Annotated in this window: 7 protein-coding genes; 6 read left to right on the top strand and 1 reads right to left on the bottom strand. The window is 42.7% G+C overall.

The genetic code is table 11. The features are described 5' to 3' along the window. The first annotated feature begins 154 nt into the window (after positions 1 to 154). Entirely contained in the window at positions 155 to 1189 is a 1035-nt protein-coding gene (locus tag SD449_RS15345) for a LacI family DNA-binding transcriptional regulator (protein ID WP_318311781.1), read from the top strand. Between the two features lie 18 nt (positions 1190 to 1207). Here SD449_RS15345 and SD449_RS15340 read toward each other — a convergent pair whose 3' ends face one another. Beyond that, positions 1208 to 3178 carry a sialate O-acetylesterase gene (locus SD449_RS15340; protein ID WP_318311780.1) on the bottom strand — a complete coding sequence of 657 codons (1971 nt, stop codon included), beginning with the start codon at positions 3176 to 3178 and terminating at the stop codon, positions 1208 to 1210. Between the two features lie 407 nt (positions 3179 to 3585). On the opposite strand from SD449_RS15340, the gene SD449_RS15335 reads away from it, so the two are divergent. The 5 genes from SD449_RS15335 to SD449_RS15315 all read left to right on the top strand — a co-directional run bounded on the left by SD449_RS15335 (position 3586) and on the right by SD449_RS15315 (position 13639). Beyond that, positions 3586 to 6432 carry a glycosyl hydrolase 115 family protein gene (locus tag SD449_RS15335; protein ID WP_318311778.1) on the top strand — a complete coding sequence of 949 codons (2847 nt, stop codon included), beginning with the start codon at positions 3586 to 3588 and terminating at the stop codon, positions 6430 to 6432. Positions 6433 to 6524: 92 nt separating this feature from the next. Beyond that, positions 6525 to 7667 (top strand): endo-1,4-beta-xylanase, encoded by a 1143-nt coding sequence (locus SD449_RS15330; RefSeq protein WP_318311777.1) that lies wholly within the window; start codon positions 6525 to 6527, stop codon positions 7665 to 7667. A 6-nt stretch (positions 7668 to 7673) separates the two neighbouring features. Further along, positions 7674 to 9107 (top strand): MFS transporter, encoded by a 1434-nt coding sequence (locus tag SD449_RS15325; protein ID WP_318311775.1) that lies wholly within the window; start codon positions 7674 to 7676, stop codon positions 9105 to 9107. A gap of 15 nt (positions 9108 to 9122) precedes the next feature. Next, a complete protein-coding gene (locus tag SD449_RS15320; RefSeq protein WP_318311773.1) occupies positions 9123 to 10160 on the top strand; it encodes a glycoside hydrolase family 43 protein in 1038 nt (345 codons plus the stop codon). A gap of 365 nt (positions 10161 to 10525) precedes the next feature. Then, positions 10526 to 13639, top strand: a complete 3114-nt coding sequence (locus tag SD449_RS15315) for a SusC/RagA family TonB-linked outer membrane protein (RefSeq protein WP_318311771.1) — start codon at positions 10526 to 10528, stop codon at positions 13637 to 13639. Positions 13640 to 13642 lie beyond the last annotated feature (3 nt).

Below are 13642 nucleotides of genomic sequence, written 5' to 3'. Positions count from 1 at the left end.
TTTCAAATTTAGAAAAAGATAAAGTGTTTATTGCAATAAATTGAATTTTTAAAATAATTCTATGCTTTACAGCCGGTTATATTTCAATTCTTAAAGCAAAGTCTGGTGGTCTAAATGGCAAAAAACCTATATTTGATTTCCCAAAAAATCCAAAATGAAGGGCAAAAAGGAAGTTACCATCTACGATATTGCGAAAAAACTAAATTTAGCAACATCGACCATTTCAAGAGGCCTCAAGGAACATCCTACCATCAGTAAAAAAACAGTTGAAAAAATAAAGAAGACAGCGGCGGAAATGGGCTACCGACCCAATAATTTAGCCGCCAGTCTCCGGGGCAATAAGATGAAAACCATTGGAGTGCTGCTGCCCACAATAACGCAGCCTTTCCTTTCTTCATTGATCAGCGGTATAGAAGAAGTGGCCCAAAAGGCCGGCTACACGGTACTCATCATGCAGTCCCATGATTCCTATGAAGAAGAAGTTGAACTGACCCGGTCACTGTACGACAATAGGGTCAGCGGGGTTATCTGTTCCTTGGCGATGGAAACGAAGAATACCGATCACTTTAAAAGGTTCATCGAAAACGATACGGCTCTGGTTTTTGTGGATAGGGTCCCCAAGAGTTTTGATACGTATCATGTGGTGATAGATAATTTTAATGCGGGATACAAGGCCACCAAACACTTAATTTCACAAGGGTGCAAACGTATCGCCCATATCACCGCCGGGCTGGAGTTCAGTATTTATTATGAAAGAAAGCAGGGATACTTGGCAGCCTTGGAAGAGCATGGCCTGCCCATAGATGATGAGCTGATTGTGCGGGTGGACAAGATTACCTACGAAGAAGCGAAAAAGGCGACTTTAAAATTACTTCGACTGCAAAAACCGCCCGATGGTATTTTTGCACCGGGGGATATTTTAGGCGTAAGTGCCATACAGGTAGCAGAGAAACAAGGGGTCAAGGTACCCGAAGAATTGGCAATTATTGGATTTAACAACGACCCCATTTCCAGCATTGTGGACCCCAATCTATCTACCGTTTCACATCCAGCCTTTAAAATGGGGCAAACTTCTGCAGAAATCGTATTCAAGCGGTTACGGAATTCCAAGCACAAGAGCGATATCGTAAAGCAAATCGCGTTCTTGAATACGGAGGTCCTGGTTAGGGAATCTTCCAAAAAAGTATGACTTCTTTTCGGTCTTTATTTAATCTTCAATGGCAATCCTGAAAGGCGAAGCCGGCAAACCTTCTTTGTTGTATAAATTTGGATTGTCCGGATTGTCGGCCCATGCATAACGTAGGTATTTTGGGTCGGATATTTCATCGCTCCATACGATAACTTGATCACCTTCAATTTTGGCTTTTGCCCAAACAAACTTTTTATCTTCCCCGGCCACGGCAAATTCACTTAATGGCTCCCCATCATTGGTGGTAAGGCCACTGCCCACATGGTCAAAAGAGAGCATTATTTTATTGTCCTCGACCTTATGGTTTTTATAGAGTGGGCCGGAATATACAATATCTTGATCATAGGCCAATTTTAAGCCTGCCAATGCCATGCGCTCCCCAACATCTTTTTTATTATCGGGGTGAATATCGTTCCATTCCCCCAATTCTATATTCACCGTCATTGCTGTGTTTGGAATTGATAGTGATTCTAATTGCGCCTCTCTCAATTCGGCCCAATTGCTTTCGGTGGGCAGATAGGTTACATCCATAAAATTGGGAAGCTGGGCGTATATGAACGGAAGTTCCGGATCGTCAAAAACGTTTCGTAAACCGGCAACCAAAGCGTGCATGTACCCTTCATATTTTTGGGGCTCTCCGGCATTGCTTTCCCCTTGGTACCAGAGCACTCCCTTTACTGGATAATCTTTGTATGGAGCAACCATGGCGTTGTACAGGGAAGTGGGCTCGTTTTGTGGATTTATTCTCCGAGGTCTTGGGGAATCCGAATCGTTGTTTGCAAATGCAGAAAAATCAAAGGGTTTGTAGACTTCCCCAACTTTATATTCCCAATAACCTTTGAGGTCAACGGTATCTTTTTCGGTAAAAATGTAGTATGGTTTGTCCGGCACAAAACCGCCTTTGCCACGTGTATTGGTGACACGGACGACAAAAGTGTTTTTCCCTGCCTTTAAAAGGGTATCGGGCACGCTGTACCTTCGTTGAGGGTATTGGTAAGTTTTATTTCCGACCAATACACCGTTGATGTAGAGTTCGTCCGCATCCACGATTCTTCCTAAAAATACCCGGGCCTTTTTGCCCACCATGGATTTTGGAATATCAATTTCCCTGCGGTACCACACAACCCCGTTCAGGTCTCGTGCACCTTGGTCTTCCCAGTATCCAGGGATATTTATTCTTCTCCAGTTTTTTGGTTCAAAATCTACCTCGTACCATTTGACAGCCCCAATAAGCCCCTTGTCCTTGACTTTTTCGGGTTCCCGATTAAAATTGGGCTGGTTTCTTCGGAGGCTGTTCACATACGCGGTGTCCTTGTTTTCTTCGATGATCTTTAGGATTTCGGGAAAATCCGAATACCCTTCTTCGGGAATCCAAGCCTCAATTGGGGTTCCACCAACACTGGCATTGATCAGACCAATGGGAATACCGTATTTCTCATAGATTTTTTTGGCGAAAAAGTAGGCTACCGCTGAGAACGGACGCACTTCTTCCCCCACGGCTTTTTGCCAGGAACCACCTTCCAAATCTTCTTTTGGGCCTGAGATGCTTGTCGTTGTTGGTATTTTGAAGTGTCGGATTTTAGGGTTATTGGCCGTAGCAATTTCATCGGCATAAAGCACATCATGAATGTCCAGTTGGTGTACCATATTGGATTGGCCGGTACACAGCCACACATCCCCGATCAAAATATCGTTGATTGTAATCATGTTTTTTCCGGAAACCTTCATGGTAAAGGGGCCGCCAGCTTTCATTTTTGGTAGGGTAATTTGCCATTTACCAGCGGATGAAGTAATTGCAGTATATGTTTTCCCGTTGAAGGAAACCGTAACTTTTTCGTTGGCATCTGCCCACCCCCAAACAGGTATTTCTGCATTCCGTTGCATAACCAGACCGTCACTGATCAATTGGGGCAATTTGATATTGGCGTTTACCGCTACGCTGCAAGAAAAAAGGAATACGGAAAAAATAAGGACTTGAAGTTTGTTCATCTTTTATTGATACATTTTTACGCTATAAAGTTAAGCAATATCATTTTTACACAATCGGTTGTAATTAATCGTTTTTTATTATCTTCACAATTTTTAGAGGTATAAATTCATAGATTTTCATTTAAAGAGTCAAAGCATGCGTATTTCGGATTGTTACTGTGGGTGCTTAAGGCATCACAAGTGCGTGGGCTTCAGAACTTGTTGATTATTGGTTAATCGTATGGATTTTGAACATAAAACAAAGCATGTAATCACAATTTCTTCAAACTAAACACAATGCGTAAACGGTAGATTATAAGAAAACCATCAGTCAAAAAATCAATTACAAAGCCTATCTCAGTTATACACCTATGATCTTTTCAAAGAAAATTATAAACACGACCTTAATAATTATATCGCTTTTATGTATGGCCAATGGCCTCTACGCCCAAATTACTGATGGGTATGTTGTAACCGCCGCTACTCAGAAAACATTCCCGTTGGCCTCCCAAGGCAAAGTGGCCCCTATTTTGGTGAGCGGTAACGATTTTGCGGGTGTAAAGCGTGTGGTGGGTCACCTTCAAAAGGATATTCTGAATGTAACCGATATAAACCCGGAAGTTTTGATGGATTCCGCTTCTATGGAGGGCAATGTCATCATCATCGGCACCTTGGGCCAAAGTCCTATTGTGGATGAATTGGCTAAAAGCGGCAAGATAAACGCAAAGCAGCTTGAGGGCAAATGGGAAAAATTCACGACCCAAATTGTAGAAAACCCGATGCCCGGTGTTAAAAAGGCATTGGTGATTGCCGGTTCGGACAAAAGGGGGACTATTTATGGTATCTACGACCTTTCCAATGAAATAGGGGTGCATCCATGGCATTTTTGGGCCGATGTGCCTGCCGAGAAACAATCCGAATTGCATGTTTTGCCCGGAGTGCACACCAAAGGTGAGCCCAAAGTTAAATACCGGGGAATTTTTATTAATGACGAAGCTCCGGCCTTAACGGGATGGGTAGGCGAGAATTATGGAAAGTTCAATTCGGAATTTTATGATAAGGTCTTTGAACTCATATTAAGGATGAAGGGCAATTACATTTGGCCATCCATGTGGCAACCACGAATGTTCTATGAGGACGATCCCAAGAACGGTGAGCTTGCGGATGAATATGGAATTGTGATGGGGACATCCCACCATGAACCATTGACACGCTCCCATGCGGAATGGTCCCATTTTGGAGGTGAGGAATGGAATTTCGAAACCAATGCGGATCAATTAAAAGAATTCTGGAGGGGAGGCATTGAGCGAATGGGGGACAAGGAAACCCTTGTTACCATTGGAATGCGAGGAGACGGTGATGAATCCATGAGCGAGGGGACCGCTATTGAGCTCTTGGAAGATGTGGTGGAGACCCAACGGGAAATCATAGAAGACGTAACGGGTAAGCCTGCAGAAGAAACACCTCAAATTTGGGCACTTTACAAGGAAGTACAGGATTATTATGACAAGGGAATGGAAGTTCCCGAAGACGTGACCCTTTTACTGTGTGACGATAACTGGGGAAATATTCGAAAACTTCCAAGTTTGGACGCGGAACCGCGTAAGGGAGGATATGGCATTTACTATCATTTTGATTATGTGGGAGGTCCCAGGAATTATAAATGGTTGAATACCAATCAAATTGAACGCACTTGGGAACAAATGCATCTCGCTTACGAACATGGGGTTAACAAGGTTTGGATCGTAAATGTAGGGGATATCAAGCCTATGGAGTTTCCTGTGGAATTCTTTTTGGACTATGCGTGGGATCCAGATGCATGGAATGCCGATAATCTAGATGGCTATTATACCCATTGGGCAAATGAGGTATTTAATGGTATCGAGACCAAAGCCATTGCCGATATCATGAAAAAATATACAAAGTACAATGCCCGAAGAAAGCATGAACTGATAGATCCTTCCACTTTTAGCCTTATGAATTATCATGAAGCCGATGAGGTAGTGAACACGTATAATGCGCTTGCCGAAAAAGCACAAAGTATATATGATGGACTCCCAGAAATGTACAAGGATGCCTATTACCAGTTGGTGCTCTTCCCAGTTTTGGCCAGTGCCAATTTAAACGAGCTTTACGTTAGCGCTGCAAAAAACAATTTTTATGCAAAACAGGGCAGGGCCTCGGCAAATGCTTATGCAGACAAGGTAAGAGAGCTGTTTATGAAAGACAGGGAACTTACGGAGTATTACCATACCGAAATGGCCGATGGCAAATGGAACCATATGATGTCACAAAACCACATTGGTTATATGAGTTGGCAAGAGCCTAGGTTCAACCGAATGCCCGAAACATTTAAAATTGATATTGCGGATGACGCCGAAATTGGGGTTACGATCCAAAATTCGGAGGAATGGTGGTCCGGTGATAACAACGATGCGCTGCTTCCTACCTTTGATCCTGTAAATGACCAAAAATATACAATTGAAATCTTCAATCGGGGCAAGCAAAGTTTTGATTATTCCATTCAGAGCAAGGCGGACTGGATTCAACTTTCAGAAGCAGAAGGTACGGTCGACGAAGAAAAAACTGTGTCAGTTTCCATTGACTGGAGCAAAGCACCTTCGGGTAAAAATCAATCTGCCATCGTAATCTCGGGAGTAGGTAAAAACATTCCTGTTCAAATCAAGATAGAAAATTACAATACAGGTAAGGTGGAAGGTTTTGTTGAAAACAATGGCTTTATCGCTATTGATGCCGCCAATTTCTCTAAGTCATACGAACCTAAATCTTTTGAATGGAAGGTGGTGGACAATCTCGGCAAAACAGGGTCCTCTGTAATCTCGTTGCCCATACAACAAGGTCGGGTGGAGCTATCAAAAAAATCTCCAAGGCTTTCCTACAACGTGAATTTTCAAAATACGGGAGAGGTGAAAGTGCACATGTATTTTTCCCCGACCATCAATTATGCCACTAGAGAGGGAATGTACTATGGATTGTCTTTCGACAATCAAGCGCCTATTAAGGTAAATTACGACTCAGACCCAAACATTTTTAACTACAATGGCAAGGTTCCGGAAAATTGGCACAACAATGTGGGCGACAATATAAAAGTGATAACAACCTCATTTGAAATTAATCAACCCGGAAACCACACCTTGAATTATTATCGCGTGGATGAAGGTCTTGTTCTTCAAAGAATTATTATCGAAACGGAAAACAGTAAGTTGAAGGACACCTATTTAGGGCCACCAGAGAGTACAAAGGTAGCCCAATGATGGAGGTAAATAAACAAAGATTGATATTCAAAATATTAAACTGAAAATTCATTTTTTGAACGAGCAAACAGAATAAACCAATTATAAGACACATGAAAACACTAAAACTATTTTTATCCACCGTCGTTCTTGGAAGCTTGGCCGTAGGCTGTACACAAGTGGCGGAGAAGCCTTCGGATCCTAAAACACTGAGGCAGGCATATCAAGATGCTTTTTACATTGGAACGGCGCTGAACAGATTTCAAATTGAGGAATCGGATTCCGTAATGGCAGGTATCGTGGGCAAAGAATTTAGCAGCATTACTGCTGAAAACATGATGAAATCCATGCACATTCACCCGAAGCGGGACACTTTTAATTTTGACATGGCGGACAAATTTGTGGCCTTGGGTGAAAAATACGATATGTTCGTTCATGGGCATACACTGGTATGGCATAGTCAGTTGTCCCCATGGTTCAGCGAGATTGAAGACAGCCTGGAGTTTGCGGCCGCGACCGAAAAACACATAAAGGATATTGCGACTAGGTACAAGGGCAAGATTGATTCTTGGGATGTGGTCAACGAAGCGCTGAATGAAGATGGTACGTTGAGAAACTCCATCTTTCTTCAAAAAATGGGCGAGGACTATTTGGCCTCTGCATTCAAATGGACCGCCGAGGTGGACAACGGAGCCGATCTTTATTACAACGATTACAATATGACAAATCCTGAAAAACGGCAGGGAGCCATCACTATGGTAAAGAATATATTGGATCAAGGTATAAAAGTGGATGGAATAGGTATGCAGGGACATTGGCACTTGAATTCGCCATCGTTGGAGGAGATTGAACAAAGCATACTTGATTATTCCGCGCTTGGGGTCAAGGTGGCTATCACTGAATTGGATATCAGTGTTCTTCCAAACCCTTGGGACCTGGAAGGAGCAGAAATCAGTCAAAACTTTGAGAACAGTGAGGGCATGAACCCTTACAAAGATGGTCTCCCAGATTCAATTCAGGTGAAATTGGCAAACCGATACAAGGATATTTTCAATCTATTTTTAAAACACAAGGATAAGATCAGCAGAGTTACATTTTGGGGAGTAAGCGATGGACAATCGTGGCTGAACGGTTTCCCTATTCGGGGCAGGACCAACTACCCGCTATTGTTTGATAGGGATTTAAAGCCAAAAGCGGCTTATGATAGTATAATGGCCCTAAAAGAACGTTTTGATGAACAGCAACTTGCTAATTGATCTTAGATGAATCCGGATTCACAAAAATTATCCGTAAAGGAAAAAATTGGTTACAGTCTAGGAGATCTGGCTGCCAATTTGGTGTTTCAAACACTGGTTACCTACTTAGCATACTTTTACACCGATATTTATGGGCTCAAGGCCAATGATGCCTCTGCAGTAACGTTGGTAGTGGGGCTGATCGCAGCCTTTGCCTTTAACCCCTTGATGGGAGTGATCGCCGATAGGACGGTGAGTAGATGGGGAAAGTTTAGGCCCTGGATTTTATGGACCGCCGTTCCTTTAGGGGTAGCGGCCATGTTGGCCTTTAGTACACCGGACTTTTCATATAAAGGGAAGGTAATCTATGCAGCGGTCACCTATACGCTTCTTCTTTTGTTGTATGCGGCGAATAATTTGCCGTATTCAGCTCTGAGTGGCGTGATCACGGGTAATATGAAAGAGCGTAATAGTCTTTCGGCCTATCGTTTTATCGCCGTGATGGGAGCTCAGTTTTTTGTACAGGTGTTTATGTACGACCTGATCTTAAAGGCCGGTGATGGAAACAAAGCCGCTGGAATGGAAACGGTAATGACCTGGCTGGCCGTCATAGGTACCATTATGCTGCTTATCACATTTTTTACAACCAAAGAGCGCGTGGTTCCAAAACCGGAACAGAAGTCAAGCATCAAAGAGGATTTGGCGGATTTGTTTCAGAACAAGCCTTGGATAATCATGTTGTCCCTCACCACCTTGGTGTTCATTACTTTGGCCATGAAGGGCGGGTCTTATGTGTATTATTTTGAAAACTACGTGGACCAAAGCAGCTTGAATGCGTTTTTGAATCCATTGAAACCCTTTTTGCCAACCTTTGAGAACGATACTTCGTTGGGATTGGGCGTTTTTAATGGCGGGGGCATTCTTATTGGCCTGATCGGGATAGGTCTGTCCAAAACTCTGGCGGACAAATACGGTAAGCGAAATGTTTTTGGAGCCTCCCTGTTTATTTCTACCCTTTTCATTCTTTCGTTTTACTTTTTTCCACCAAAAGCAGTAGGAATCATTTTTGGGGCTCAGATATTACATATGTTCTTCTATGGTATCAGCACGCCCATTTTGTGGACCATGATCGCCGATGTTGCCGATTATTCGGAATGGAAAACGCACCGCAGGGCCACCGCTATTATTTTTTCTGCTATGATGGTGGGTCTAAAAGGGGGCTTGAGTATAGGCAGTGCATTGGTGGCCTGGATACTGGGCCTCTACGATTACATTACAAAAGAAGCTGCTGTGGCCGGTGTGGAAACGGTTCAGCCTGAGAGTGCCGTAGAAGGAACCAGGTTATTGGTAAGCGTTTATCCCGCAATACCATTTTTAATTGGCGTAGGACTATTGTTTTTCTATGAAATCAATAAAAAAATGGAGTTGCAGATTGAAAACGACTTAAAAGAAAGAAGATAATTTAAAGTACAGAAGATGCCAGAAGATAATATTGATCATATTGACTTTGACCTTTTAAACGAGAAAGCTATTTCCAAACCGATTGTATCCCATATTTACACGGCAGACCCGTCTGCCCATTATTTTAACGGGAAAATTTACATCTACCCTTCCCATGATATTGATGGGGGCGAAGCCTTTGATGATCTTGGAAGCCATTTTGCCATGGAAGATTATCACGTAATATCCATGGAAAGTGTTGATAGTGAAGGTGTAGATCATGGTGTTGCGTTGCATGTGGACGATGTGCCATGGGCGGCAAAACAAATGTGGGCACCGGACGCTGCGCACAAGAACGGAAAGTACTATTTATATTTTCCGGCAAAAGGCCATGATGATATTTTTAGGATAGGCGTGGCCGTGAGCGATTCCCCAGTGGGTCCTTTTACCCCCCGACCAGAAGCCATTAAAGGAAGTTTTTCCATTGACCCAGCTGTTTTTGAAGACGAGGATGGAAGCTATTACATGTATTTTGGAGGTCTATGGGGTGGTCAGTTACAACGTTGGAGAACCGGAACATATGACGCTTCACAACCCGAAAGCCCCACGGCTCATTTGCCAAAAGACGATGAAACGGCCCTGATGCCCAAAATCGCAAAAATGACGGATGATCTTTTGGAATTCGCCGAAGAACCCAAAGATGTTTTGCTCATCGATGAGAACGGTGACCCATTGTTGGCAGGGGACAATGATAGAAGGTTTTTTGAAGCGGCCTGGCTCCACAAACATAACGGCAAGTACTATTTTTCATATTCCACAGGGGACACGCATTTTATTTGTTATGGAATTGGGGATAGCCCATATGGACCATTTACGTACAAGGGAAAAATTTTGGAGCCCGTGGTAGGATGGACATCCCACCATTCTGTTTGCAAAGTGGAAGATAAATGGTATTTGTTCTATCATGATTCCAGTTTATCAAAAGGAGTAACCCATCTAAGGTCCGTTAAGGTAAGCGAGATTGTACATGATGAAAATGGACTAATAAAAACAATAAAGCCATATAAGCTATAAACAAGTAATTTTTTTTGGAAACTGCTGTTGTTCGAACACCGTTGGTGAACTTGTGCTAACCCCCTGACTTTAACACAATTTAGACATTATTAAGTTTTTTTTAAAAATATGCACAATCGGTTGTTTTTTATAAATGTATTTTCTACATTTGTTAATATAGAACATAATTATGGTAATATAACATATGTTGATTCCATATTTAATTGACCTTTTGAGTCCGGTATTGATAGCCGCCAGATAAGCTAAAAGTCTGATTTTAAAAAGGTTTGTTCAGCAGGAGATTAGATATATTTTTTCAAGCTTGGGATGTTCCAAGAACTTTATTAAACATTTGATATGATAACTCAATCTTTAAACTAAATTTTATGACAAACTTTTTATTAACTCAAGGAAGAAACTTAAGGTGGCTTGGATTCATTCTCCTTACAGTGCTGTTCTGCTCTGGAATGAATGCCCAGACTACCGTTTCGGGTACTGTTTCTGATGGAGGAGGTCCAATCCCAGGGGTAAATGTTATCCTAAAAGGAACTACAAACGGTACTGCAACCGATTTCGATGGAAATTACACCATCAATGTACCGTCCAATGGCACGTTAGTGTTCAGCTACATCGGTTTTAAAACCCAGGAAGTGCCGGTCAATGGAAGGTCACAAATCAATGTTACCATGGAAGACGACTTGCAGTCGTTAAGTGAAGTTGTAATTATTGGTTACGGTACACAGAACAAAGAGGCGGTAACCGGGTCCGTAGTTTCCATTAAAGGGGACGAACTGGCGGAGGTTCAGGCAGCGAACTTTCAGGAAGCGCTACAGGGACGAGCTCCTGGTGTAAACATTTCAACGACCAGTACAAGACCTGGGGCCAACAATACCGAAATTAGAATTCGGGGTGTGCGTTCGTTGACAGGGAGTAACAGCCCGTTGATTGTTTTGAACGGCATTCCCTTTTCAGGTGGGTTGAACGACATCAATTTGAATGATATAGAAAGCTTGGAGATATTGAAGGATGCCTCTGCAACCGCAATTTACGGTTCTAGAGGTGCCAACGGTGTTATTTTGATTACGACCAAAACTGGTAAAAAAGGTCAAAAGGCACAATTCACCTATAACACCTATTATGCTACCAAAGAGGTTTTTGCCAAGTTTCCCATGATGAATTCGGAACAGTTCAACGCTTTGAGAGAGGCGACCGGACTATTCAATGATGGTAATCCACTATACGCTACAGGGGTTGATGAAGACCCTTCGGTAAACACGGATTGGCAAGATTTGATTTATGGCTCAGGCCTTCAAACTTCTCATGATATCGGGGTTAGCGGTGGAAGTGAGACAGGAACCTATAGTATTGGTATCGGATATTTTAAAGAAACTTCGGTGCTACCAGTTGAATCTTTCCAAAGATACTCTTTGCGAGCTCAGGTGGATCAGCAGATAGGAGCCTTCCGATTCGGTTTGAATTCTGTAATGAACTACAGTTTGACCAATGCGGCTGGCCAAGGTCTATATGGAAGCCTTAGCGCCACGCCAATTCTGGATCCATACAACGAGGACGGTAGTTTAAAAAGAGTGGTGAGCATGCCCTTGGATGACTTTTGGGTGACCACAAGAAGTACCCTTGCCGATATCGGTTATGGGCGAGTAAATCTTCAAAAGGATTTTGGTACCTATAACAACCTTTACGGAGAAGTTGCGATTCCAGGAGTGGAGGGTCTAAAATATCGTTTGAACATTGGTCTTAACCTGAGAATGAGCAGAGATGGTAACTTCACCGGTGAAGGTGTTGCCAACGTAAACCCATTAGCTCCAAATGGTGCTGGTGTAAGCAGTAGCCTTACCACGGATTATGTTATTGAGAACTTGTTGACCTATGATAGAACTTTTGCGGACAAGCATCAGGTGAACGTGGTCGGGCTGTTCTCTTCCCAGAACACAAAGTATGATGATACCAATTTAAGTGTACAGAATCTTCCCAATGAGCAATTCTTGTTTTATAATTTAGGACCTGCTCTCGTCGAAGATATTACAGGCTACGGAGGTCAGTATCAAGAAAACAGTTTGTTGTCCTATATGGGTAGGGCCATGTACCAATATGACAATCGATATTTGATTACTGCCACGGTAAGGGCGGATGGCTCTTCAAGATTGGCACCCGGTAACAAATGGGTGACCTACCCTGCGGTTTCTGTAGGTTGGAATCTTGGTAACGAGCCATTTATGGACAGTGTCGAGTGGGTGAACCTTCTTAAATTCCGTGCGGGTTATGGTGAAACATCCAATCAGGCCGTAAACAATTATGCTACTTTAGGTAACTTGGGAGTAAGAAACTATAACTTCGGAGAAACCTTTGCAACGGGTTACTTTGTACAGGAACTTCCTAACAATACATTGGGTTGGGAGTTCTCCGAAACCTATAACTATGGTATCGATTTTGGACTTTTCAATAATAGATTGTCCGGTTCCGTGGAATATTACACCACCGATACCAACGATATCTTGTATCGTGTAGGGCTGCCATCATCCTCTGGTGTTGGTTCCTTTGTAGGAAACATTGGATCCACTACGAACAAAGGTGTGGAGGTTGCGTTGAATGCCACTATTTTGGACAATCCTGATGGACTAACTTGGGATTTTGGTGTCAACTTGTACACAAACCGAAACGAAATTACTTCCTTGGCCAGTGGCGAGGAACAGAATGTTGGTCAATTATGGTTTGTCGGGTCTCCGATCAACGTAATATTTGACTACAATAAAATTGGATTGTGGAATGAGACCGATCCGGACTACCAATACCTTCAGACCTTGGAGCCAGGAGGTAACGTAGGTATGATCAAGGTAGAGTACACAGGTGAATACAATCCAGATGGCTCTCCTGTGAGGCAGATCAATGCAGATGATAGACAAGTGATTGATCCAACCCCTGATTTTCAAGGTGGTTTCAATACACGATTGGCATATAAAAATTTCGATTTTAATGTTGTGGGTGTATTTAAGAGTGGAGGTATAGCGGTAAGTACATTGTACTCTTCCAATGGTTACCTTAACTTGTTGACCGGTAGGAGAAACAATATCAATGTAGATTACTGGACACCGGAAAATACGGATGCCAAATACCCTGCTCCAGGAGGAATTCAGGCAGGTGATGGGCCAAAGTATGGAACCACTATGGGATACTTCGATGGATCCTATCTAAAAATAAGGGCGATGACCTTGGGATATAATTTTGACCAAGACCTAGTAAGCGGATTTGGAATGTCAAATCTAAGGTTATACGCAACCGTTCAAAATCCATTTGTACTGTTTTCACCCTTCCACAGGGAATCCGGTATGGATCCTGAAACAAACTCGGGAGTGGATAACAATGGTAATGCACAGAACTCTGCCACCGGTACCAGCGGATTTATTTCAAGAGGTATCGCCACAATCGGAGCAAACGTTCCTACCACACGTAATTTCATGCTTGGATTAAACTTAACATTTTAAAAA

Source organism: Flagellimonas crocea (genome assembly GCF_033441595.1).
Lineage (GTDB): Bacteria > Bacteroidota > Bacteroidia > Flavobacteriales > Flavobacteriaceae > Flagellimonas > Flagellimonas crocea.
This window is presented reverse-complemented; position numbering and strand designations above follow the sequence as displayed.